Consider the following 22,597-nt stretch of genomic DNA (forward strand, 5'->3'; position numbering starts at 1 on the left):
GGGGGTCATCCCGGTGGGCGCCCGGGTGGAACCGGGCACGGAGACGCCCGGCCGGATGGCTCCGACCGGGCGTCCTCTGGTGACTGGTGCTCGGGAGGCGGTCCTCAGGCTCCGGGAACGTCCCGGGGGGTGAGGTACCGCTCGCCCTCCTCGGTGGTCCCGAGGTCGAAGTCGCGCTCCTGCTCCTGCACGCGTTCCTCCACGATGCGCGAGTGGCGCACCGGCTCGACCTCCGGGATGCTCTCGGGGGTCTCGTACTGGGCGGTGCTGTCCTGACCGGCGTCGTCGCGGGAGGCACGCTCGTCGCGGGATCCGTGCTCGTCCGCGCCGCGCCGACCCGCACCGGCGCGGTCAGCCTCGCCCATCGTGCGGCGATCGGTTCCGGAGCCGTCCGCCTCGACCTGCACGGCGCCGTCGGGAACGCCGCCCCGCGGGCCGGCCACGTGCTCGGATGCCATGTGGTCACCCGAGGTCTCCGGCTGCCCGTGACCGTCATGGCGGCGGTCCTCGGTGGAGCGTGCGCGCCCCACACCACTGGCGGTGTCGAGCCGGTCCGCCGGATTGTCGGAGACGTTGGGGTTGGCGTCGCCGGGGCGCGGCTGGAACTTGCGGGTGCCCGCCAGCGCCTCGGAGTCCACCTCACGGTTGTGCTGGGCGTCCACGGTGCCCTCGTCCACCACGGGGAAACCGGTCTCACGCAGTGCCTTGGGGGGCTTGCCGTCGTGCTCGTCCGTGGCGGTGCGGCCCTCCTGGGCGGTGCCGCGGGTGGCGGAAGCCGCCGGGGCGGCGTCGTGGTGCGGTGCTGCGCCGGAGCGGTGCCGGGTGCCCGGTTGTTCGGGGTCCCCGTCCGCCGAGCTCTCCTCGGGCTGGGTGTCGCGGCCCGCGCGGGAGTCGTCCTTGCCGTGCACGGTGGTGGGCTGGTCCGGGTCGTCGATCTGGCCGGCGGACGCGATGGGATCCGAGTTCTCGGGGTGCTGAGTCATGTCGAGCCTCCTGATGTCGAGGTGGCGCAGGCCACGTGTGGTGTGCTCCATCTTGGCACTGCCCGGGGAATGTGTCAGTAGCCTGACGGCCAGTTCAGCTGGTGGGGGACGTCTCCACCGGGCGGTCCGTGTGGGAGTACTGGGACCAGCTGCCGGGGAACAGCCGTCCCGCGCCCAGGCCCGCGTGCTCCGCCACCAGGAGGTTGTGGCACGCCGTGACCCCGGAGCCGCAGTAGGAGATCATCCGGGTGGCGTCCACGACCCCGGCGGCCTCGAACCGCGCTCGCAGCTTCTCGACCGGCTGCAGCGTCCGGTCCTCCCGCAGGTGCTCCCGGCACGGCACGTTCACGGCACCGGGGATGTGCCCCGAGCGGGGATCCACGGGGTCCGGGGTGTGCCCGGCGAAGCGGGTGCGGTCACGGGCGTCCACCACCACGGGTCCGTGGGCGGCCTCGTCGATGGTGGCCAGCGTCTCGCGCGGCCACGGGACGGGCGTGAACTCGGCGGCGGGCAGCACGGTGCGGTGCCGCTCCCGCTCCTCGGAGGGGAAGGCGTCCAGGCCGCCGTCCAGCAGGGCGGCGCGGTGGCCGGAGGCGCGCAGCATCCACACGAGACGCGCGGCCATCACGCCACCGGCGTCGTCGTACGCCACCACCGTGCTGGAGTCCCCGATGCCCGCACGGGACATGGCCGCGGCGAAGTGCTCGGGCGTGGGCAGCGGGTGCCGCCCACCCTCCGGCTGACCGTGCTCCGCGAGGTCTTCGCCCACGTCCACGAACACGGCGCCCGGCAGGTGCCCCTGCAGGTACTCGGCCTCCGCGTTGCGCCCGTCCAGGTACAGGCGCGCGTCCGCGAGCACCACCTCGTCCCGGTGCTCGGCCAGCCACTGCGGGGTGACAAAGGGGTCCATGACCGCCTCCTCGTTCGACGACGTCGCTGCTCGCCTCCTAGCGTAGGGCGCGTGCCCGGCGCTGGGAACGACGCCGCCCGGCGGAGTTCTCCGACCGCCCGCCCTGCAGTTGCGGGTGTGACAGGCATCCCCAAGGAGTGGGCGGCCCCGCGCCGAACGGAGCGCTGGAAGTGACGGCCACGGGTGCGGCGCGCGGTGGGTGCGAGCGGCGTCGTCGACCGGTGCGGGTGTCCCGGCGGTCCAGTTCGGCGGAGCGGGTGGGTACGGTGAGGGGATGAACAGGACACTGATGACCGCCCGTCGCAAGGCCAACCGAACCGCTGTGCTCTCCGGGCTGGCGCTGACCGGGATGGGCGTGCTGCACCTGGTGAAACCGCAGCCGTTCGATGCGCTGATCCCGGAGCAGCTGCCGGGAACGCCGCGGCAGTGGTCCATCGGATCGGGCTACGCGGAGCTGGCCACCGCGGCGCTGCTGCTCGTGCCGCGCACCCGGAGGATCGGCGGGGCGGTGTCCGCTGCGCTGTTCGTGGGCGTGTGGCCGGGAAACATGAAGATGGCGTGGGACTCGCGCAACGCCTCACCCGCCCGGCAGGCCATCGCGTACGGGCGGCTGCCGCTGCAGATCCCGCTGATCGTCAGCGCGGTGAAGATCGCGCGCAACGCCTGAGCGGGATCCCCGCGACTACTGCTGGTCGCGGTTGAGGCGCACGGCCCAGAACCCGGTGACGGCCAGGGCGACGATCCCCACGAGGATCGCGAAGGGCACCATCGGTCCGCCCAGCGCGAGGCCGAGAAGCAGCGCGAGCAGCACGGCGAGCCACACGGCCGAGACGGCGAAGAGAGCGGTCCTGTTGCGGGTCATGCAGTCCTCGTTCCGGGGTCGACGCCCGTGCCGGGGGCCCGGGGCGGGTGTCGAGGATAAGCACAGATCCCGCACGACCGACACCGTTCCACTGGCGTGCTTTGCTCTTTCCGCAGGCTGGCGGGGCCTCTAGGGTGGCAGGCATGCGCATCGCCCTCGGACAGCTGCTCAGCACCTACGACCCTGCGGAAAACCTGCGGTCCGTCGCGGATCTCGCGCGGCGCGCGGGGGAGGACGGCGCGGACCTGCTCGTGCTCCCCGAAGCCACGATGTTCGCGTTCGGGCGCCGGCTCACGGACGTCGCCGAGCCGTTGGACGGCCCGTGGGCGAGCGCCGTCGCCGACCTTGCGCGCGAGCACTCGGTGGCGATCGTGGCCGGAATGTTCACCCCCGGAGACGGCGAGCGCGTGCGCAACACCGCGCTGATCGCCCTGCCGGACGGCACCGTGCGCGGCTACTCCAAGATCCACCTCTTCGACGCGTTCGGCTTCCTGGAGTCCGACACCGTGGACCCCGGCGACGAGCCCGTCACCTTCACTCTGGGGGACACCACCGTGGGGGTGGCCACGTGCTACGACATCCGCTTCCCGCGCCTGTTCACCCGGCTCGCGCACGACGGCGCCACGATCACCGTGGTCGGCGCGTCCTGGGGTGACGGGCCGGGCAAGGTGGAGCAGTGGGAGCTGCTGGCCCGCGCCCGCGCGCTGGACACCACCTCCTGGGTGGTGGCGGTGGGCCAGGCGAACCCGCTGGCCGCGGGTGAGGAGAACCCGGAGAAGGCGCCGCGCGGAGTGGGGCACAGCCTCATCGCCGCCCCGGACGGATCCGTGGTGGCCTCCCTCGGGGACGCCCCGGACTACGCGGTGGTGGACCTGGACATGGACCTCGTGGAGCGCACCCGCAAGGCCATCCCGGTGCTGGCCAACGCGCGGGAGCTGTAGCCCGGGGAGCGGACCGGAACCTGTGCGCGGTGGGTGAACGGGCGCTGACACGCGCCGGAGGGCGTGCCTACAGTGGACGCAGAACACGTCATCAGCCCACTGACGGGTGGGCGTGACCCGCAGTCCCGACCCTTCGGAGGTTCACCACCATGGTTGCCAGCATCCCGAACGACCGCCCGGTCCGCTTTGCGGTGGTGGGCGTCGGACAGATCTCCCAGCAGGCGTTCATCCCCGGTCTGGAGCGGATCGAGGACGCGGAACTCGCCGCGCTGGTGACCTCCAGTGCAGAGAAGGCGGAGGAGCTGGGCCAGGAGTACGGCGTGGCCGTCCACTCCTACGAGGAGTACCCCGCCCTGCTGGAGTCCGGGGACGTGGACGCGGTGTACGTGGCCACCCCGGTGTTCCGGCACCGCGAGTTCGCGGAGCCCGCGCTGAAGGCCGGCCTGCACGTGCTGCTCGAGAAGCCCATGGAGACCTCCGAGGAGGACTGCCAGGCCATCATCGATGCCGCGGAGCAGAGCGGCGCCACCCTCATGGTCGCCTACCGCCTGCACCAGGAGCCGGGCACCGTGGAGATGATCGAAAAGGTCCGGGACCAGAAGGTCATCGGCGATCCCCGCTACTTCACCGCGGCGTTCTCCCAGGACATCACCGAGGAGAACTACCGTGGGCACTCCGGGTACTGGGGCGGGCCCATCCCGGACCTGGGCACCTACCCGCAGAACATGGTGCGCAACCTCTTCCACGACGAGCCCGTGGAGGTCTACGCCAAGGGCGTGCGCACCCCGGACCGCGAGTTCAACTTCGACGACACCGTGGCCGTGACCCTCACCTTCCCCGGGGACCGGCTCGCGCAGTTCACCATCTCCTACGCGTCCGAGTCCGTGGAGCGCTTCACGGTGTCCGGCACCGAGGGCGAGATCTCAGCGGAGCCGTGCTTCGGCTTCGGCCCGGACACCGGCATCGAGTACACCCTCACCAGGGACGGCTCCTCCGAGAGCTTCGCCCACGACCCCGTGGAGCAGTTCGGCGGGCAGACCCAGTACTTCGTGGACTGCCTCCGCAGCGGTGAAGCCCCCGAACCCAGCGGTGAGGAGGGTCTGCTGGACGTCCGCGTGAACGCGGCCGTGCTGAAGTCCCTGGAGACGGGCGCTCCGGTGGCACTCGAGCCGCGGCGTCGTGAGCGCGTCCTGGACTCGCGCCAGGTGCGCCGCGTGACCCCGGCGGACGAGCCCGGCGACGACGAGCTGGTGGACCAGGTGCCCCAGAACGGCTGATCGGCCCCAGCAACCCGCCCCACGAGCGAACGGAAACGGCAGCGCCATGACCCACGAATACGTCCACGAGACCCGCCTGACCCAGCCGCGGGAGCGGGTGTTCGCGTGGCACGAGCGCCCCGGCGCCCTGCCCCGCCTCACCCCGCCGTTCGGCGGCGGCCCGGACCAGGTGCGCCAGGCGCCGTCGGACGGGATCGAGCCGGGCTCGGAGGCCAAGCTGGGGGTGTCCGTGCCGGGGACGTTCGGCATGGTGCACCTGCCCTGGACCGCCGAGCACGGCGAGTGGGACCCGCCGCACTACTTCACGGACCGCATGGCCAAGGGTCCGCTGGGGGAGTGGGAGCACCGGCACGTCTTCGAGGAGACGGAGGCCGGCGGCACGCTCATCCGGGACCGGGTCACGGTGCGGCCGCTGCCGCAGTGGGCGGGCAAGCTCAACGACGTGGGGGAGCGCGTGATGACCCCGCAGCTCAACAGGATCTTCGCTTACCGGGAGCGGCAGCTGAAGGCGGACCTCGCGTTCCACGACCAGCACGACGGCCCTCGCCTCACCATTGCGGTGGCCGGCTCGTCCGGGCTGGTGGGCACGCAGGTGTGCGCCCTGCTGGAGACCGGCGGGCACACCGTGCTCCGCATGAAGCGCGGGGCGGACACCGGCGAGGGTGTGATCGGCTGGGACCCGGACAAGGGGGTGCTGAACCCGCACGACCTCGAGGGCGTGGACGTGGTGGTCCACCTGGGCGGCGCATCCATCGCCACGCGCTTCACGGACGAGAACAAGAAGAAGATCATGGCCTCCCGCGTGGACAGCACCCGGCTGCTGGTCCGTGCGCTGGGTCAGGTGCCCGCGGAGAAGCGGCCCAGGGCGCTCGTGGTCTCCTCCGCCGTGGGCTACTACGGCACGGGTCGCGGGGACGAGGTCCTCACGGAGGACTCGCCCTCCGGGGACGGCTTCCTGGCCGAGGTGTGCCGCGAGTGGGAGCGCGCCGCCCACGGCGCCGCCGCGTACGGGATGCGGGTGGTCAACATCCGCACCGGCCTGGTGCTCTCACCCACGGGTGGTTTGCTCAAGCCCCAGCTTCCGCTCATGGAGGCGGGACTGTCCGGGCCGCTGGGCGGGGGGAAGCAGTGGCAGAGCTGGATCGGGCTGGACGACATGGCCGGCGCCGTGGCCCACCTGGCGCTCACCGACGACGCCGAGGGCCCGTTCAACGTGGCCGCACCGCGACCCGTGCGGCAGAAGGAGTTCGCCAAGACCGTGGCCGGGGTGCTCCACCGCCCGGCCGTGGTGCCCACCCCGCTGGCCGGCCCCAAGGCCCTGCTGGGCGCCCAGGCCACCGAGGAGCTCGTGGCGGTGAGCCAGCGCGTGGACGTGTCCAAGCTGCTGGCCAGCGGCTACCGGTTCCGCAACGAGGACCTGCGCGGCTGCGCCCAGCACATTCTCGGCCGCACGAGCTGACACGAACCGCGGGTGGGCCGTGGGGATTCGGTATCCTGGACCGGTGACATCTCAACACAACCGGCCCCCGGCGCACCTCGGTGCGCTCGTCGCGGCCGATGACAAGGAGTCGGACAGTCCGGCGCAGCGCCGCTGCTCCCCTGATTCCCGCTCGACCGCATCCCCGTTCCTCCCGCGCGTGACCGCGCCGCGCCCCGAGGTGAGCTGGTGCTGACAGCCTGGCTCCTCCTGCTCGTCTTCCTCTTCCTGGTGCTGGCCAACGCACTGTTCGTGGCAGTCGAGTTCTCATTCCTCACCGTGGACCGCCAGGCGGTCCAGCGTGCGCAGCAGTCCGGCGACAAGCTCGCCGGCACCATCGAGCAGAGTCTCAAGAAGACCTCCACCAACCTCTCCGGCGCCCAGCTGGGGATCACGGTCACCAGCCTGATGGCCGGCTTCCTCACCGGGCCCAGTCTGGGCACGCTCTTCGCGGAGGGTCTCGGCTGGACGGGTGTTCCCGACGCCGCCGCCGTGGGCATCGCGACCACGGTGGCCTTCATCGTGGCCACGTTCTCCCAGATGGTCTTCGGTGAGCTGGTGCCCAAGAACTGGGCCATTGCGGATCCGATGCGGGTGACCCACGTGGTGGTTCTGCCCCAGAAGATCTTCATGGTCGTCTTCGGATGGCTCGTGGCCATGCTCAACAGCTCCGCCAACGCCGTTCTGCGGCTGCTCGGATTCACTCCCACGGAGGAGGTGGCGAACGCCCGTACCGCGGAAGAGCTCGCGTCCGTGGTGAGCCGCTCTGGCCGTGAGGGCACTCTGGACGCCGGCACCGCGGAACTGGTGGCGCGCTCCATCGAGTTCGGTGACCGCACGGCCGCTGACGTCATGCGCCCCCGTCCCCGCGTCACGTTCCTGGACGCGGACGACACCGTGGAGCACATGCTGCTCACCGCCTCCGAGACCGGGCACTCCCGGTTCCCCATCACGGGTGAGTCCGTGGACGACATCGTGGGCGTGGTGCACTACACGCACGCCCTGGCGGTCCCGTTCGACGAGCGCGCCGTGGTGCGCGTGAGCGATGTGTGCGTGCCCGCGGACGTGGTCTCAGAGTCCATGACCCTGGATCCCCTGATGCGCCAGCTGCGCGGCAAGGGCCTGCAGCTGGCCGTGGTGGTGGACGAGTACGGCGGCACCGCCGGCATCGTCACCCTGGAGGACCTCATCGAGGAGATCGTGGGCGAGATCGACGATGAGCAGGACACTCGGGTGCAGCGGTTCCGCCGCACCCGTGACGGTGGTCTGGTGGTCTCCGGTCTGCTGCGTCCGGACGAGCTGGGTGACGTGCTGCGCGTGGACATGCCCGAGGGCGAGGAGTCCGACACCCTCGGCGGCCTCATGGCCGAGGAGCTGGACCGGCTGCCCGAGGTGGGGGACTCCCTCACCCTGGAGGCCGTGGACCACTACCACCGGGACGAGGACGACCTGCCGACCGCTGCGGAGATCCGCCTCGAGGTGGTGCGCATGGACCAGCACCGCGTGGACCGGATCCTGGTGCACCGCGTGGGCGGCAACCCGGACGAGCGAGGCGGTTCCACCACGTCCACCGCGTGGCAACCCCCCGGACGTCCCGACCCGCTGGGAGGGGAGAACCCCGAGCCGGAGACGGCCGAGCAGTTCCGGGTCTCCCAGGGGGAGAACGTGGGCGCTCCCGGGTTCCACCGTGACGAGGACGTGTCCGAGGAAGACCCCAGCGAGGAGAACCGATGACCACGAGCACCGCCATCATCGTGCTGGTCCTGCTGCTCGCCGGCAACGCCTTCTTCGTGGCGAGCGAGTTCGCTGTGGTCTCGGCCCGCCGGGACCAGCTGGAGCCGCTGGCGTCGGAGGGCTCCAAGTCTGCCAAGTACGCCCTCAAGGGCATCGAGAACGTCTCCACGTCCCTGGCTGCCACCCAGCTGGGCATCACCGCGTGCTCCCTGCTGATCGGCGCGGTGGGCGAGCCGGCCATCGCGCACCTGCTCGAGGTGCCCATGCACTGGCTGGGTGTCCCCGATGTGCTGCTGCACCCGATCGCCCTGGTGATCGCCCTGCTGATCGTCACGTTCCTGCACATGATCCTGGGTGAGATGGTTCCCAAGAACATTGCGATCGCCGTGCCCAGCCGGGTGGCGCAGGTGCTCGTGCCCGTGCTGCACGGGTTCGTGGTGGTGTTCCGCCCGTTCATCTGGATCATGAACGAGAGCGCCAACCACCTGGTGCGCTGGCTGTTCCGCGTGGAGCCCAAGGACGAGGTGGCGTCAGCGTTCACCTCGGACGACGTCCGCGGGTTCGTGGCGGAGTCAGGGCGCGAGGGTCTGCTGGACAACGACGAGATCCGGCTGCTCACCGGCGCCCTGAACTTCGAGAACAAGACCGCCGCGGACGTGGCCCTGCCGCTGACCGGCATGCGCACCGTGCCCTCGGACATCACCGTGGGCGGGGTGGAGGAGCTGTGTGCGGAGACCGGCTACTCCCGTTTCCCCGTGCAGGACAAGGACGAGCGGCTCATGGGCTACCTCCACACCAAGGACGTGCTGGGTCTGCCGGAGACCGCCCGCGAGCGGCCCATCCCCCCGGCGATCGTGCGGCGCTTCGCGCGTGTGGCACCGGGGGACAAGCTGCGCAAAGTCACGCGCACCATGCAGGCCAAGGGCGCGCACTTCGCGCTCGTGGGCGAGGTGGCCCGCGATTCCCGCACCTCGGACGAGTCGGTCTACATCGTCGCGCTCGAGGACGTCCTGGAGGAGCTCGTGGGCGAGGTCCGCGACGCCACCAGCAAACCCGATCAGGAGAACGCCGCATGAGCCCCCGGAAGCTGTACCGCACCGCCGCCACCGCCGAGGCCGTCACCTGGACGCTGCTGATCCTGGGCATGATCGCCAAGTACGTCTTCCACGCCGGGGACCTCCCGGTGCGCATCGGGGGCGGGATCCACGGGTTCGTGTTCCTGAGCTACTGCGTGGCCACCGTGGTGGTCTGGACGGACCGCCGCTGGCCCGCGTCCACCGGCGTGGTGGGGCTGCTGCTGTCGGTGGTCCCGTTCGCCACGGTGCCCTTCGAGCGCCACGTGGAGCGCAAGGGCCTGCTCTCCGACTCGTGGCGCGTGGCCCCTGCGGGCACGCTCCCGGCGGACGACGCCGCACGGCAGGCTGCATCCCACGCCGCACCGCAGCGCGGGGCCGGGACCGTGGGCGCCGAGTCCACCCCGGCGGCGTCGGTGGAGGCAGCGGGCCGGGAACCCGCGCGCACCCCGGCGGAAAAGTTGCTCGCCGTGATCCTGCGGTGGCCGGTGCTCTCCGGGCTGGCCCTGCTGGTGTTCGTGGTGCTGCTCTTCATGGTGCTGCTCACGGCGGGCCCGCCCACCCAGTGGTTCGACTGACCGGTTGAGGCGCGGCCGCTGCAGCGCCTCGTCGGCGCTGCTCCGAGCGCCCCGCCGCGCGACGCGCGACCGGCCCACCGTGGACGCCCCGCGCTCCTCCCCGGCAGGGGGCTGGAGTGCGGGGCGCTTCTCGTCCCGCGGGATGACGCGCCGCGGCGGACCCGGCGGATAGGCTTCCGAACGTCATGGCTGCACACATCAGACTCGCCCGCTGGGTGGAGGACCACCCCCACTGGAGCAACGCCGTGCTCGTGGTGCTGGGCGGGCTGGTCACGGCGTTCTTCTCCGCGTTCTCCCTGGGGGACACCCGCACCTGGTGGTGCACGCTCGCGTGCTGGATCCCGCTGTTCTTCCGGCGTGTGAATCCCGTGGCCACGGCCTACTGCGTGGGCGCGCTGAGCCTGCTGAGCCTGCTGGTGCTCAACGTGGCGACCATCGGGCTGTGCCTGTGGGCCGTGCCGTGCGTGGTCTACACCGCGGTGAAGCTCTCACCCACCGCCGCCGGGCGGCGCGTGTACGCGGCGGCGCTGCTGGGCAGCGTGGTCCTGGGGGTGCGCAGCAACCACTGGTTCCTGTTCATGTTCGAGCACTACTCCACGCTGGAGTGGGTGCTCGCGGGCACCATGTTCACGGTGGTCACCGCGGCGATCGTCACGGTCGCGTTCCTGGCGGGGGATCTGGCGCGCGGGCGTCGTGGTCGTCGGGAGCAGCTGGAGGACCGGGCGCGGCGGCTCGAGGTGGAGCGTGAGCAGGAGGTGCGCCTGGCCGCGCAGGACGAGCGGGCGCGGATCGCGCGGGAGATGCACGACGTGGTGGCGCACTCGCTGTCCGTGGTGATCGCGCAGGCGGACGGGGCGCGCTACGCGGCGGCGTCGAACCCCGAGGTGGCGGTGCAGACCCTGGGGACCATCGCGGAGACCGCGCGCGGCTCCCTCGCGGAGATGCGCAAGCTGCTGGGCGTGCTGCGCACCGAGGACGAGACGGGTACTGCACCCGTGCCGCAGCTCGAGCAGATCGAGCACCTGGTGGCATCCGTGCGCGCGGCCGGACTCCCCGTGGAGTACGTGGTGAGCGGTGAGGCGCGGCTGTCCCAGGGCGCGCAGCTGACCCTGTACCGCGTGGTCCAGGAGGCGCTCACGAACGCCCTCAAGCACGCCTCCGCGGCCACCTCGGTACGGATTGTGGTGGCGCACGGCGCCAGCGGCTCCACCGTGGAGATCAGCAACGACGGCGCCGGGGCGGACTCGCGGGCGCCGGGCGGGGGCTACGGGCTGCAGGGGCTGCGCGAGCGCGTGGGGCTCTACGGCGGGTCGCTGAGCGCGGGGCCGCACCCCGAGCGCCCGGACGTGTTCGTGCTCCGCGCTACCCTGCCAGGGGAGGACACATGACCGAATCAGCCCCGGGGACCACCCCCGTCCGCGTGCTCATCGTGGACGACCAGCCGCTCGTGCGCGGCGGCTTCCGCATGCTCGTGGACTCGCAGCCGGACCTCACCGTGGTGGGGGACGTGGACGACGGCGCGGCGGCCGTCGAAGCCGTGCGCGCGGCGGCGTCGGTCGGTCCGGACGTGATCCTCATGGACGTGCGCATGCCCCGCATGGACGGGATCGCGGCGACCCGCGAGATCCTGCGGCTGCGCCCGGAGGCCAGGATCATCGTGCTCACCACGTTCGACCTGGACGAGTACGCCCTGGAGGGCATCCAGGCCGGCGCCAGCGGGTTCCTGCTCAAGGACGCCCGGCCCGAGGAGCTGCTGGACGCGATCCGCACCGTGGCCCGCGGGGACGCCGTGATCGCGCCCTCCACCACGCGGCGGCTGCTGTCCCACCTGGTGTCCGGGGGTTTCCACCCCGAAGATCGAGCGGCTCCGGGCGGGGCGGGTCAGGCCTCCCGCGCGGGATCCGCGGACACGACGCCGGCGGAGGAGCCCGGGTGGCTCGGCGCGGCTCCCGCACCGGGTGCCGACCCCGGCGCTCCCCTCGGTGGTGCCTCCGCCGGCGGCGGGCCCCTCGGTGGTGCGCCCTTCGGCGGTGCGACCCTCGGTGGTGGGCCCGGCACCCCGCAGGCCCGCGCGGGCGGCAGCGCCGGAGGGACCCCGGCGCGGGACCCGTGGCAGGACCCCCGGCTCGGCACGCTCACGGCCCGCGAGCGCGAGGTCTTCGAGCTGATCGGCGAGGGGTGCTCCAACGGGGAGATCATGCAGCGGCTGTTCCTCTCCGAACCCACGGTCAAGACGCACGTGTCCCACATCCTGTCCAAGCTGGACGCCCGGGACCGGGTGCAGGCCGTGGTGATCGCGTACGAGACCGGTGTGGTGCTGCCCGGCTGAGCCTCATCCCCCGGTATGAGCCCCGGGCCCGGGTGAGACGCACACCACCTCCGGAGGGGTGCGCAACGGGACAAAGCTCGTACCCACGTCCGATGTGCGCCGCCCCGTGCCCCAGAAGAATGGAGGCATGACTTCACCAGACCGCTCCCACATCCCCACCGGCACCGCACCCTGGGCCGATGCCGCCACGCCGGAGGCCGCAGCCCCCGGTGCCACGACCGGCCACCACGGCACGAGTGCCCATCCCCACTCGTCACCCGCACGCCCTGCCACCTCTCGGCGCCTGGCCGTGAGCGCGGCCCACGTCTCCCGCACGTACGGTGCAGGGGCCACGGCCGTCCACGCCCTGCAGGACGTGAGCCTCGAGATCCCCGAGGGGACGTTCGTGGCGGTCATGGGCCCCTCCGGTTCGGGCAAGTCCACCCTGGTGCACTGTCTCGCGGGCCTGGACGTCCCGGACCGCAATCCCGAGACGCGGATCGTGGTGGGAGGCCAGGACATCGCCGGGCTCTCCGACGACCAGCTGACCCGCTTCCGCCGCGACCACGTGGGCTTCGTGTTCCAGGCATTCAACCTGGTACCCACTCTCACCGCCCGCCAGAACATCGAGCTGCCGCTGTCGCTGGCGGGCAAGAAGGTGGACACCGCCCGCCTCGACGCCCTGGCCACCACGCTGCAGATCACCAAGCGCCTGGACCACCGCCCGGACGAGATGTCCGGCGGGCAGCAGCAGCGCGTCGCGATCGCACGCGCCCTGCTCTCCCAGCCGGACGTCGTGATCGCGGACGAGCCCACGGGCGCGCTCGACTCGGCCACGTCCCAGGAGGTGCTCGCCCTGCTGCGCCGCTGCGTGGACGAACTGGGCCAGACCGTCGTCGTGGTCACCCACGACCCCACGGTGGCCGAGGCCGCGGACCGCGTGGTGCACGTGCGTGACGGCCGCATCGTCTCCGACGACGCCCGGGGCGGTGTGCGCTGATGCTGCGAGTGGTGTATTCACGACTGACCCGGCAGTGGAGCCGCTATGCGCTCGTGGTGGTGTGCGTGGCCGTGTGCGCGGCGTTCATGACCGCGGCGCTCGGCCTGGCCAGCACGCTCTCCGCGAGCCTCGCCTCGGACCTCGCGGCGCCCTACAAGAACGCGGACGCCGTGGTCACCAGTTCCGACGAGGGCGAGGCACCGGCCGTCGCGGACGCGCAGCAGATCCGCAAGCTCGAGGAGCTGCCGCAGGTGCAGACCGCGTGGACCCCGCACACCAAGCTGGCCCACGCCACCAACGACACGTCCGACTCCGGGCTGGGTGTGACCTTCCTGAGCGACGTCCCCTCCGACACCTCCCTGCTGCCCGCCCCACTCACCGAGGGCTCCTTCCCGGAGACCGCTCAGCAGGTGGTGACCACCGAGAAGGCGGCGACCGACCTCGGTCTGCGCGTGGGAGACACCGTGCGGTTCGAGGAGCCCGGTGAGAAGGGCGGGCCCTCCGTGGAGTACACGCTGAGCGGCCTCACCGAGACCACCGCCTCCTCCGGCGTCCCCGACTGGTACACCTCCTCCGCCGGTCTCGAACGGATGCTGGGCACCGCGAGCGCCGGTGTGAGCGGGAACTCGGCCATCCTGCTGCGCACGGACGGCTCCCCGAGCCAGTCCGAGCTGGACTCCCTGAACTCCGAGGTCAACCGGATTCTGGGCACGGGCCGGCAGGGGGTGTCGGCGCTGTCCGTGCAGACGCCGGAGCAGATCTCGCAGGACCTGCTCAAGGACATGTCCCAGGGAACGGACGTGATGGCTGTCTTCCTGGCGTCCTTCGCAGGCCTGTCCGTGCTGGTGGCGCTGCTCGTGGTGACCAACACCCTCTCCGTGCTCACCGCACAGCGCGCCCGTGAACTCGCGCTGCTGCGGTGCGTGGGTGCCACCGGGTCGCAGCTGCGCCGCGCGGTGCTGCTCGAGGGCCTGGTGATCGGCGCGGTGGCGTCCGCGATCGGTGTGGGCGCCGTGGTGGGTCTGGTGGCGCTGCTGCGCAGCACCACGTCCCTGGGGTCCCTGACCCTCACGGTGGCTCCTCGTGACGTGGCGGTGGGTCTGCTCACGGGTGTGCTGCTCACGGTGCTGGCCTCCCTCGGCCCCGCACGCCGTGCACGCGGTGCCTCCGCCCTGGACGGGCTGCGCGGTTCCCGGGCCGCAGACGGGCTGCCCCTGGTCCGCACCGTTCTGGGCGCCCTGATCCTCCTGGTCGGCGCCGCGACCCTGGTGTTCGGGGCTGTGCAGCACAGCGCTGGCATGGGTGTGCTGGGCGGGCTGGCGTCCTTCCTGGGTGTGGTGCTGACGTCCCGCGCCTACATCCCCGCCGTGGTGCGAGGGGCCGGGAAGCTGCTGCCCGGGGGGATCCCCTCGCGGCTCGCGGCCGCCAACGCCGCCCGCTACCCCGCCCGGACCAGCACCACGGCCACGGCGCTGCTGATCGGGGTGCTGCTGGTGTCCACTGTGCTCACGGGTCAGCACGTGGCCCGCGTGAACATGCTGGACGAGCTGGACCGGCAGAACCCCGTGGACATCTCCGTGCCCGCGGAGGTCGGCGCCCCGAGCGCCCAGCAGGTCCAGGACATCGAGGCCCTGCCGAACGTGCTGGACGTGCAGACGGACGGTGACCTGCCGTCGGGTGCAAGCGCCACCGTGGACGCCGCACAGTACCTCGATTCCGCGAAGGCCACCGACCTGCAGCGGTCCGTGGCGGACATCCTGCACGTGGACATGACCCAGCTGGGAGGGTCGCTGCTGGAGAAGGCCAGCTACGTGAGCGTCCTGGACATCATGCTGTCCGTGGTGCTGGGGCTGCTCGCGGCGGCCGTGGTGGTGTCCGTGCTGGGCATCGCGTCCACCACGTCCCTGTCCGTGCTGGAACGCTCTCGGGAGAACTCGCTGCTGCGGGCCCTGGGGCTGTCCAAGCGGCAGCTGGGCGCCCTGATCCGCCGGGAGGCGCTGGTGATCTCCCTGGTGGCCACCCTGGTGGGCCTGGTGGTCGGATGGGCCTTCGGAGTGCTGGGGGTGATGTCCGTGATCCCGGAGGGCATCGCCGTTTACCCCGTGGTGCCGTGGGCGGGCTTCGGTCTGATCCTGGTCGGGGCCGTGGTGGTGGCCGTCCTCGCCTCGGCCCTGCCGGTGCGGCGGGCCACCAAGCTCAGCCCGGTGGAGGGCATGGCCCGGGCGGACTGACCCCCGGGTGACCCCATGAACCAGGGGCGTGGTCGCGTACGGGCGGCCACGCCCCTTTCCCTGTTCGGGCAGGCCGGGAGTCGATCAGCCCGGCGCGTCCGCCCCCGTGAGCCGGTCCAGGGCGGCCAGGAGACGGTCGAGGATCGCGTGGCGCTCCGCGGCGTCGTCGGGAAGCAGGCCCATGACCGCCTGCTGGTACAGTCCGTCGCCCATGGCGAGCACCGCCGTGGCCACCACCGGGTCCTGCACGTCCGCGAAGATCACGCGGTACCACTCGGCACCCACGTGCGCGCAGGTCTCTCGCGCGCCGGGCTCTCTGGCCTGCACCAGCCGGAAGGCAACGCCCAGGCTGCGGTCCAGGGGGCTGTCCTCGTAGAGCGAGGTGGTGAGGAACTCGCGGGCGGCGCCCTCTGAGGACGCGGTGAGCCGCTCGAGGTCCTCCCGGGCGAGCTCCTCGCAACGGGCCATGGCCGCCTCCACGAGCGCCTGGCGGTGGGGGAAGTGGTAGAGCAGCCCGCCCTTGGACACTCCGGCGTGGGCGGCAACGGCGTCCAGGGTGGCGGCGCGCTCGCCCTCCGTGAGCACCAGGTGCTCGAAGGCGGCGAGCAGCTTGTCTCGGGCTTCCGGTTTGCGTGGCATGGACGTGCGGGACCTCACGTGGTGACGGGAATCATTGCGGACCTGACAAGGTTAACTGTACCGTCTGGACGGTAAAGACTGGCGAGTGCTCCGAGAACGGAGCGCGGTACCAGGGTGTACGGCTCCCGTCCCCGCAATCCGAGTCCGAGGAGGTTCCCGAGGTGTCCACGATGGTCGAAGAACAGCGCAAGGCAGGGCCCCGGCAGTGGGCCTCCCTGGTGGTTCTGATGCTCCCCGTGCTCCTGGTGTCCGTGAACAACACGGCCCTGAGCTTCGCCCTGCCCGCCATCTCCCAGGGGCTGCACCCCACGGCGTCCCAGCTGCTGTGGATCGTTGACGTCTACCCCCTGATCCTCGCGGCGCTGCTGATCCCCATGGGCAGCCTGGGAGACAGGATGGGTCGGCGGAAGATGCTCATGATCGGGTCCACGGGCTTCGGTCTGGTGTCCCTGTTCGCCGCGTTCGCCCCCTCCGCCGAGTGGCTGCTGGCAGCGCGCGTGGGGATCGCCGTGTTCGGCTCCATGCTGCTGCCCACCACGCTGTCCCTGCTGCGCACCGTGTTCCGCGACGACCGCCAGCGCAGCCTGGCCATCGCCATCTGGACCGCCGGGTTCAGCGCCGGTGCCGCCCTCGGGCCCATCGCCGGCGGGTTCCTGCTCAACCACTTCTGGTGGGGTTCCGTGTTCCTGCTGGCCGTTCCGGTGCTGCTCGCGTTCCTGGTGGCTGCGCCTCTGATCCTGCCCGAGTCCAAGGACCCCCACCCCGGGCCCGTGGATCCGCTGTCCATCGTGCTGGCCGTGCTCACCATGGCCCCGGTGGTCTACGGCATCAAGTCTCTCGCCACCGGCGGCTCGGTGCTCCACGGTGTGCTGTTCATGGCCGTGGGCGCGCTGTGCGGGCTGCTCTTCGCCCGCCAGCAGGTGGCCAAGGACTACCCGATGCTGGACCTGCGCTTCTTCCGCAGCCCGCGCTTCTCCGGCGGCCTGTCCGTGAACATGATGTCCAATGTGGCGCTGTTCGGCTTCCTGTTCTTCTTCACCCAGTACCTCCAGCTGGTCAACGGCACGGACCCCATGACCTCCGGGCTGCTCATGGTCCCCGGCCTGGTGCTCTCCATCCTGGCGGGCCTGGGCGCCGAGCGGATCGCGCGCCTGGTGGGCATCCGCACCGCCGTGGTGCTGGGTCTGCTGCTCGTGGCCGCCGGGTTCTTCATTGTGGCGTTCACGGACCAGACGAGCTCCGCCGCGCCCATCCTGGTGGCGTTCACCGTGATGAGCGCGGGCACGGGCCTGGCCACCACGCTGTCCACGGACCTCGTGGTCTCCTCCGTGCCCGAGGCCAAGGCCGGTGCGGCGTCGGCCGTGTCCGAGACGGGCTACGAGGTGGGCGCCGTGCTCGGCACCGCCGTGCTGGGCGGGCTGACCACCGCGTTCTACCAGGCGCACCTGGAGCTGCCCGCCGCTGTGAGCGCGGACAGCGCCCAGATCGCGCACGAGACCCTCGGCGGGGCGCTGGACGTCGCGGCGGACTCCCCTGCGGGCTCCGTGATCGCCGACGCCGCCGTGGCCGCCTTCTCCTCCGGGATGCAGTGGACCGCGCTGATCGGCGGCGTGCTGATGGCCGTGGTGGCACTGGTCCTGGCCCGCGTGCTGCGCGCGGACCGTCGGGTGCGCCGCGTGCAGGGCTGATGCCCCGGGCCTACGACGCCGCCACGCCACTCCGCGCCCCGTCTCCCGTCTGAGGTGCACTTCTGACCGGATTTCGTGCTGCGGGAGCGTCAGAAGTGCGCCTCAGGCGTGCGGGTGACCCCCGCAATCCGCGCGCCATGACGTGAGGCGGAGAGACGGTGACGGCGCGAAGGAGGTCATCATGAGTACATGACCCTGAATGGTTTGGCGGTGGACGCCCCGGTTTACCTGGACTTCGCGCACGACTGGCTGGACCCTGACACGCGTTCACTGCTCGTTCAGGAGCGTCACGAATTCGAGGCTGTCCTGGGAGCACCCGTGGTGTTCACTGAGCCGCCCATCGCCTGCACCCGGTGGGTGGCCGAACGAACGAGCCGGGGAGAAGCCCCTTCACTGGCCTGGGACCCGGACGGCGCCACCCTGCGCAGTCGTGCTAGAGATCCGGATGGACTCATGGCGACGTTCAGCTTGCTCCAGACACTGGCCCACACGTCGGGTGCATGTGTCTACGCTTCCACCGCGCAGACCGTCGATCAGGCCGTGGAACGCATTCGGAGCGAATGCCTGAACAGCTATCCCTCCTTCGATCTGCGGGGACTGGACCGGGCCGCCTTCTGCGCCGGGGCCCTGGACGACCGTCCTGGGGACTGGGCCGATTTCCTCCCCTGGGCCACACGATGGGTGGCCCAGCTCGGGGATGCGCACACTGCGGTCATGGACCACGGTGCCACGAGGTTCCACCCGCCCTACACGGCCGAGCTCCACGATGTCGGAGCAATACTGATCTGCGTTCCCGAAGGGTCATCCGCGTACGCGGTTGGTGTCAGGCCGGGGTGGGTCGTGCGCATCGCGGACCCCGACCACTGGCTCTCCACGGTGGGCGCCTCTCCTCAGCAGCACCGGAGGATGGCTGCCCGCTCCGCCATGGCCGTCGCGGGCAAACAGCGCACGTTCGTGGCGGAGGACCCGCGTGGCACGCGCTCGACGAGGTGGATTGAGTCGGCGGCTCCCCCTGCTGCGGAAGACCTCGTGACGGTTCGGCGGAACTCGGCGGGTGATGTGCAGATTGTGCTGCGGGCGTTCGACCCAGTTGCGGGCATCGAATCCGTGATCGACGACGTCGCCGCGTCAGCCACGGTCACGGACCACATGGTCCTCGATCTGCGCGGGAACGTCGGGGGAGACATCATGCTGGCGGGTCGTTTGCGGGATCGCTTCCTGCGCACCAGAACTCTGCTGGGCAGCGCTGCCTTTACGGATGGCCGCGGCGGGTTGTCGGGACCGCGGCCCCGCTGGGCCGAGCCCTCCGTCCGTGGGCGGTGGCCCGGCACGCTGACGGTGGTGGTGGATGCCTCCACGTACAGCGCCGCGGAGGACTTCCTGGTGGGGCTGAAGGGGCTCGACCACGTGACGGTGGTGGGTGAACGCACCGGCGGTGGAAGTGGCCGGCCACGCACGATCCCCCTGGGCCCTGACTGCAGTCTGCGCATCAGCACGGCCATCACCTACGACCGGTCCGGGCACCCGGTGGAGTTCCACGGCATCCAGCCCGACCGCCGCCCCACTCGCGTGTAGCGCGCGGCACACCCCTGGAAAGTTTCTGAATGCCTGGGCACGGGCTGTCCATGACACCGCAGGTCACCCCGGTTGTGGAGGTACGCTAACCAAGTTCGCGTACCGAGGGGTAGCCGCCTCTCCCCAGCGACGGAACCAGCCGAGCAAGCGGAGGGACGAGGCATGCACCTGCAGCCCAAGGAACAGGAGAAGCTACTGGTGGTGGTCGCCGCCGACCTCGCGCGCAGGCGCCAGGCGCGGGGGCTCAAGCTCAACTACCCCGAGGCCATCGCGATCATCACCTACGAGCTCCTGGAGGGCGCGCGCGACGGGCGCACCGTGGCGGACCTGATGAGCTGGGGGAGCACGATCCTCACCCGGGAGGACGTCATGGAGGGCATCCCGGAGATGATCCCGGACGTCCAGGTGGAAGCCACGTTCCCGGACGGCACCAAGCTCGTCACCGTCCACGACCCCATCCGCTGACCTACGCGAGGAGCACCCATGACACCCGGAGAGTACGTGCTGGCTGACACACCCGTCGTCTGCAACGAGGGCCGCGAGGCCATCGCCCTGGAGGTTCTCAACCGAGGGGACCGCCCCGTGCAGGTGGGCTCCCACTTCCACTTCGCGGAGGCCAATCGCGCTCTGCAGTTCGACCGGGACAAGGCCGTGGGACACCGCCTGAACATCCCCGCCGGCACCGCGGTGCGCCTGGAACCGGGGGACTCCACCACGGTGCGCCTGATCCCCCTGGGCGGGGACCGCGTCGTCCACGGCTTCCGGGACCTCATGGACGGACCCCTGGACGCCCACGAGCCGGCCTCCCTGGACGACGACGCCGTGACCGTCACCCCAGCGCGTCACCGCTCCGCCGCGGGAGACGCCCCGAAGCCGCTGCGCGAGCGCGAGGGCTTCTCCAACGAGACCCGCTGAGCCCGCCCGGCCCGCAGAACGGCACAACGTCGACCACCACGCTGAACACGCCAGACAAGAAGGTCAACCATGAGCTTTGAGATGAGCAGGGACCAGTACGCGAGCCTGTACGGGCCCACCACCGGGGACGCCGTGCGCCTGGCGGACACCGAACTCTTCGCACGCATCGAGAAGGACCTCACGACCACCGGTGAGGAGGCCGTGTTCGGTGGCGGCAAGGTGGTCCGCGACGGCATGGGTCAGAACGGCCAGCTCGTGCGGGACGTGGGGATCCCGGACCTGGTGATCACGAACGTGGTGGTCATCGACTGGACGGGGATCTACAAGGCGGACGTGGCCGTGCGCGACGGTCACATCCAGCAGATCGGCAAAGCCGGCAACCCCCACATCATGAACGGCGTGGACATCGTGATCGGCGTGGCCACGGACGTGATCGCCGGGGAGGGCAAGATCCTCACCGCGGGTGGGATCGACTCCCACATCCACTTCATCAGCCCGGACCAGATCGAGACCGCACTGGTCTCCGGCATCACCACCATGATCGGCGGCGGCACGGGGCCCAGCGAGTCCTCGAAGGCCACCACCATCACCCCCGGCGAGTGGAACATCCACAACATGCTGCGCTCCTTCGAGGAGTTCCCCATGAACTTCGGGCTGCTGGGCAAGGGCCACGGCTCGTCCATCTCCCCCATGGCGGAACAGATCCGGGCGGGCGCGATCGGGCTGAAGATCCACGAGGACTGGGGCGCCACGCCCTCGTCCATCAACACGTCCCTGCAGGTGGCGGACGAGTACGACGTCCAGGTGGCCATCCACACGGACACCCTGAACGAGGCGGGGTTCGTGGAGGACACCCGCGCGGCGATCGCCGGGCGCGTGATCCACACGTTCCACACCGAGGGCGCCGGTGGCGGGCACGCCCCGGACATCATCGAGCTGGCGCAGGACTCCAACATTCTCCCGGCGTCCACCAACCCCACGCTGCCGTACACGCGCAACACCATCGAGGAGCATCTGGACATGCTCATGGTGTGCCACCACCTCAATCCGGACATCCCGGAGGACGTGGCGTTCGCGGACTCGCGCATCCGCAAGGAGACGATTGCCGCGGAGGACGTCCTGCAGGACATGGGCATCTTCTCCATGACCTCCTCGGACTCGCAGGCCATGGGCCGCGTGGGCGAGGTGGTGCTGCGCACGTGGCAGGTGGCGGACTCCATGAAGCGCCAGCGCGGCGCCCTGCCCGAGGACGAGGGCACGGGCGGCGACAACCACCGCATCAAGCGCTTCATCTCCAAGTACACGATCAACCCCGCGATCGCCCACGGCGTCTCCCACGCGGTGGGTTCCGTGGAGGAGGGCAAGTTCGCGGACCTCGTGCTGTGGGAGCCCAAGTTCTTCGGTGTGAAGCCGGACCTGATCATCAAGGGCGGCCAGATGGTCCACGGCGTGATGGGCGATCCGAACGCGTCCATCCCCACGCCGCAGCCCCGCTGGTACCGCAAGGCGTTCGGTGCCTACGGCAAGGCGGCCGCCCGCTCGTCCATCACCTTCATGTCTCAGGCCTCCATCCGGGCCGGGGTGCCCCGCTCGCTCGGGCTGGAGAAGGTGGTGCGTGAGTGCCGTGACATCCGCTCCCTGACCAAGGCGGACATGAAGTTCAACGGCGAGACCCCGCAGCTGCGCGTGGACCCGGAGACGTACGAGGTGCGCGTGGACGGCACCCCCGTCAGCTGCGAGCCCCGCACCGAGCTGCCCATGGCGCAGCGCTACTTCATGTTCTGACCACGACGCCGCCCCGCGCGGTGGGTTCGTTCGTGGCGGTTCCACGCCGCACGTGCCCGAAGGCCCCCAAGGGGACCGACCGGACGGAACCACGTCGAACAGCACGACAGCGGAAGGAAGGAGCCCCATGATCGTCACCGAGATCCTGGGCAACATCCACATGGCCCCCGGCCGGGAGCTCGTGGCCGGGCGCCATGTGGAGAAGGTGGTGCTGCCCAGTGCGGAGCTGGTCAAGCGCATCCAGCGCCTCACCACGGACCACGGCACCGAGCTGGGGCTGCGGCTGCCGGCCGGAGCGCCGGACCTGAGGGACGGGGACGTGCTGTCCATGGAGGGCGACCCCGAGGACGGCAACGCCGTGGTGGTGCAGGTGCTCCCCACGGACGTGCTGGTGATCGGGGCCCGCTCCATCGTGGAGATGGCGTTCGTGGCGCACAGCCTGGGCAACCGGCACCTGCAGGCGCAGTTCTTCGACGAGGACAGCGAGTACGGGGCCGAGGTGATGGTGGTGCAGTACGACCACACCGTGCAGGACTTCCTGGACCACCACCAGGTGCCGTATTCGCGTCAGGAACGGGTCATGCCCGTGCCGTTCCGCCATGCCGAGCACACGCACTGACC

General features: G+C 71.0%; 21 protein-coding genes. 17 read left to right on the forward strand and 4 right to left on the reverse strand.

What is annotated here, in order from left to right:
- Window positions 1-104: 104 nt before the first annotated feature.
- Together QL985_RS03990 and QL985_RS03995 are read right to left on the reverse strand one after the other, a co-directional pair.
- On the reverse strand, window positions 105-983 hold the full coding sequence (locus QL985_RS03990) for a hypothetical protein (protein WP_191873620.1): 879 nt from the start codon (window positions 981-983) through the stop codon (window positions 105-107).
- 94 nt (window positions 984-1,077) lie between these two features.
- Window positions 1,078-1,893, reverse strand: a complete 816-nt coding sequence (locus QL985_RS03995) for a sulfurtransferase (RefSeq protein WP_191873618.1) — start codon at window positions 1,891-1,893, stop codon at window positions 1,078-1,080.
- 274 nt (window positions 1,894-2,167) lie between these two features.
- On the opposite strand from QL985_RS03995, the gene QL985_RS04000 reads away from it, so the two are divergent.
- A complete protein-coding gene (locus QL985_RS04000; protein WP_259905828.1) occupies window positions 2,168-2,560 on the forward strand; it encodes a hypothetical protein in 393 nt (130 codons plus the stop codon).
- A 15-nt stretch (window positions 2,561-2,575) separates the two neighbouring features.
- On the opposite strand, the gene QL985_RS04005 is transcribed toward QL985_RS04000, so the two are convergent.
- On the reverse strand, window positions 2,576-2,755 hold the full coding sequence (locus QL985_RS04005; protein ID WP_259905827.1) for a hypothetical protein: 180 nt from the start codon (window positions 2,753-2,755) through the stop codon (window positions 2,576-2,578).
- Between the two features lie 143 nt (window positions 2,756-2,898).
- On the opposite strand from QL985_RS04005, the gene QL985_RS04010 reads away from it, so the two are divergent.
- The 10 genes from QL985_RS04010 (at window position 2,899) to QL985_RS04055 (ending at window position 15,374) form a co-directional block, all read left to right on the forward strand.
- Window positions 2,899-3,696: a carbon-nitrogen hydrolase family protein gene (locus QL985_RS04010; protein ID WP_259905825.1), complete on the forward strand. Its 798-nt coding sequence runs from the start codon at window positions 2,899-2,901 to the stop codon at window positions 3,694-3,696.
- Window positions 3,697-3,845: 149 nt separating this feature from the next.
- A complete protein-coding gene (locus tag QL985_RS04015; protein ID WP_191873612.1) occupies window positions 3,846-4,973 on the forward strand; it encodes a Gfo/Idh/MocA family oxidoreductase in 1,128 nt (375 codons plus the stop codon).
- A gap of 46 nt (window positions 4,974-5,019) precedes the next feature.
- Window positions 5,020-6,432 carry a TIGR01777 family oxidoreductase gene (locus tag QL985_RS04020; RefSeq protein ID WP_259905822.1) on the forward strand — a complete coding sequence of 471 codons (1,413 nt, stop codon included), beginning with the start codon at window positions 5,020-5,022 and terminating at the stop codon, window positions 6,430-6,432.
- A gap of 207 nt (window positions 6,433-6,639) precedes the next feature.
- Window positions 6,640-8,184, forward strand: a complete 1,545-nt coding sequence (locus tag QL985_RS04025) for a hemolysin family protein (RefSeq protein WP_259905821.1) — start codon at window positions 6,640-6,642, stop codon at window positions 8,182-8,184.
- Window positions 8,181-9,260, forward strand: a complete 1,080-nt coding sequence (locus QL985_RS04030) for a hemolysin family protein (RefSeq protein WP_259905820.1) — start codon at window positions 8,181-8,183, stop codon at window positions 9,258-9,260. Before QL985_RS04025 ends, QL985_RS04030 begins: the two co-directional genes overlap by 4 nt.
- Window positions 9,257-9,835 carry a DUF3817 domain-containing protein gene (locus tag QL985_RS04035; RefSeq protein ID WP_191873602.1) on the forward strand — a complete coding sequence of 193 codons (579 nt, stop codon included), beginning with the start codon at window positions 9,257-9,259 and terminating at the stop codon, window positions 9,833-9,835. The genes QL985_RS04030 and QL985_RS04035 overlap by 4 nt, the downstream gene beginning before the upstream one ends.
- A 185-nt stretch (window positions 9,836-10,020) precedes the next feature.
- Window positions 10,021-11,223: a sensor histidine kinase gene (locus QL985_RS04040; protein ID WP_290147592.1), complete on the forward strand. Its 1,203-nt coding sequence runs from the start codon at window positions 10,021-10,023 to the stop codon at window positions 11,221-11,223.
- A complete protein-coding gene (locus QL985_RS04045; RefSeq protein ID WP_259905694.1) occupies window positions 11,220-12,164 on the forward strand; it encodes a response regulator transcription factor in 945 nt (314 codons plus the stop codon). The genes QL985_RS04040 and QL985_RS04045 overlap by 4 nt, the downstream gene beginning before the upstream one ends.
- A 127-nt stretch (window positions 12,165-12,291) precedes the next feature.
- Complete coding sequence (locus tag QL985_RS04050) at window positions 12,292-13,143, forward strand: ABC transporter ATP-binding protein (RefSeq protein ID WP_223246157.1); 852 nt, start codon at window positions 12,292-12,294, stop codon at window positions 13,141-13,143.
- A gap of 11 nt (window positions 13,144-13,154) precedes the next feature.
- Window positions 13,155-15,374: an FtsX-like permease family protein gene (locus tag QL985_RS04055; protein WP_223246158.1), complete on the forward strand. Its 2,220-nt coding sequence runs from the start codon at window positions 13,155-13,157 to the stop codon at window positions 15,372-15,374.
- An 84-nt stretch (window positions 15,375-15,458) separates the two neighbouring features.
- Here QL985_RS04055 and QL985_RS04060 read toward each other — a convergent pair whose 3' ends face one another.
- Window positions 15,459-16,013 carry a TetR/AcrR family transcriptional regulator gene (locus QL985_RS04060; RefSeq protein WP_102613803.1) on the reverse strand — a complete coding sequence of 185 codons (555 nt, stop codon included), beginning with the start codon at window positions 16,011-16,013 and terminating at the stop codon, window positions 15,459-15,461.
- A gap of 170 nt (window positions 16,014-16,183) precedes the next feature.
- On the opposite strand from QL985_RS04060, the gene QL985_RS04065 reads away from it, so the two are divergent.
- The 6 genes from QL985_RS04065 (at window position 16,184) to ureE (ending at window position 22,595) form a co-directional block, all read left to right on the forward strand.
- On the forward strand, window positions 16,184-17,701 hold the full coding sequence (locus tag QL985_RS04065; protein WP_223246159.1) for an MFS transporter: 1,518 nt from the start codon (window positions 16,184-16,186) through the stop codon (window positions 17,699-17,701).
- Window positions 17,702-17,890: 189 nt separating this feature from the next.
- A complete protein-coding gene (locus QL985_RS04070; RefSeq protein WP_102613805.1) occupies window positions 17,891-19,276 on the forward strand; it encodes a S41 family peptidase in 1,386 nt (461 codons plus the stop codon).
- Between the two features lie 162 nt (window positions 19,277-19,438).
- On the forward strand, window positions 19,439-19,741 hold the full coding sequence (locus QL985_RS04075) for an urease subunit gamma (RefSeq protein ID WP_102613806.1): 303 nt from the start codon (window positions 19,439-19,441) through the stop codon (window positions 19,739-19,741).
- Window positions 19,742-19,759: 18 nt separating this feature from the next.
- A complete protein-coding gene (locus QL985_RS04080) occupies window positions 19,760-20,191 on the forward strand; it encodes an urease subunit beta (RefSeq protein ID WP_102613807.1) in 432 nt (143 codons plus the stop codon).
- Between the two features lie 69 nt (window positions 20,192-20,260).
- Complete coding sequence (ureC, locus tag QL985_RS04085) at window positions 20,261-21,976, forward strand: urease subunit alpha (RefSeq protein WP_102613808.1); 1,716 nt, start codon at window positions 20,261-20,263, stop codon at window positions 21,974-21,976.
- A 127-nt stretch (window positions 21,977-22,103) separates the two neighbouring features.
- Window positions 22,104-22,595: an urease accessory protein UreE gene (gene ureE, locus QL985_RS04090; RefSeq protein WP_102613809.1), complete on the forward strand. Its 492-nt coding sequence runs from the start codon at window positions 22,104-22,106 to the stop codon at window positions 22,593-22,595.
- Window positions 22,596-22,597 lie beyond the last annotated feature (2 nt).

This window comes from Kocuria sp. APC 4018, from assembly GCF_030407675.1.
Lineage (GTDB): Bacteria > Actinomycetota > Actinomycetes > Actinomycetales > Micrococcaceae > Kocuria > Kocuria rhizophila.

Excerpts from the sequence above, each read along its gene's own strand:
- QL985_RS04080 (WP_102613807.1), top strand. The coding sequence starts at position 19,760 with ATGACACCCGGAGAGTACGTGCTGGCTGACACACCCGTCGTCTGCAAC.
- QL985_RS04045 (WP_259905694.1), top strand. The coding sequence starts at position 11,220 with ATGACCGAATCAGCCCCGGGGACCACCCCCGTCCGCGTGCTCATCGTG.
- ureE (WP_102613809.1), top strand. The coding sequence starts at position 22,104 with ATGATCGTCACCGAGATCCTGGGCAACATCCACATGGCCCCCGGCCGG.
- QL985_RS04050 (WP_223246157.1), top strand. The coding sequence starts at position 12,292 with ATGACTTCACCAGACCGCTCCCACATCCCCACCGGCACCGCACCCTGG.
- QL985_RS04065 (WP_223246159.1), top strand. The coding sequence starts at position 16,184 with ATGGTCGAAGAACAGCGCAAGGCAGGGCCCCGGCAGTGGGCCTCCCTG.
- ureC (WP_102613808.1), top strand. The coding sequence starts at position 20,261 with ATGAGCTTTGAGATGAGCAGGGACCAGTACGCGAGCCTGTACGGGCCC.
- QL985_RS04015 (WP_191873612.1), top strand. The coding sequence starts at position 3,846 with ATGGTTGCCAGCATCCCGAACGACCGCCCGGTCCGCTTTGCGGTGGTG.
- QL985_RS04020 (WP_259905822.1), top strand. The coding sequence starts at position 5,020 with ATGACCCACGAATACGTCCACGAGACCCGCCTGACCCAGCCGCGGGAG.
- QL985_RS04075 (WP_102613806.1), top strand. The coding sequence starts at position 19,439 with ATGCACCTGCAGCCCAAGGAACAGGAGAAGCTACTGGTGGTGGTCGCC.
- QL985_RS04060 (WP_102613803.1), bottom strand. The coding sequence starts at position 16,013 with ATGCCACGCAAACCGGAAGCCCGAGACAAGCTGCTCGCCGCCTTCGAG.
- QL985_RS04035 (WP_191873602.1), top strand. The coding sequence starts at position 9,257 with ATGAGCCCCCGGAAGCTGTACCGCACCGCCGCCACCGCCGAGGCCGTC.
- QL985_RS03995 (WP_191873618.1), bottom strand. The coding sequence starts at position 1,893 with ATGGACCCCTTTGTCACCCCGCAGTGGCTGGCCGAGCACCGGGACGAG.
- QL985_RS04005 (WP_259905827.1), bottom strand. The coding sequence starts at position 2,755 with ATGACCCGCAACAGGACCGCTCTCTTCGCCGTCTCGGCCGTGTGGCTC.
- QL985_RS03990 (WP_191873620.1), bottom strand. The coding sequence starts at position 983 with ATGACTCAGCACCCCGAGAACTCGGATCCCATCGCGTCCGCCGGCCAG.
- QL985_RS04070 (WP_102613805.1), top strand. The coding sequence starts at position 17,891 with ATGACCCTGAATGGTTTGGCGGTGGACGCCCCGGTTTACCTGGACTTC.
- QL985_RS04010 (WP_259905825.1), top strand. The coding sequence starts at position 2,899 with ATGCGCATCGCCCTCGGACAGCTGCTCAGCACCTACGACCCTGCGGAA.
- QL985_RS04030 (WP_259905820.1), top strand. The coding sequence starts at position 8,181 with ATGACCACGAGCACCGCCATCATCGTGCTGGTCCTGCTGCTCGCCGGC.
- QL985_RS04000 (WP_259905828.1), top strand. The coding sequence starts at position 2,168 with ATGAACAGGACACTGATGACCGCCCGTCGCAAGGCCAACCGAACCGCT.
- QL985_RS04040 (WP_290147592.1), top strand. The coding sequence starts at position 10,021 with ATGGCTGCACACATCAGACTCGCCCGCTGGGTGGAGGACCACCCCCAC.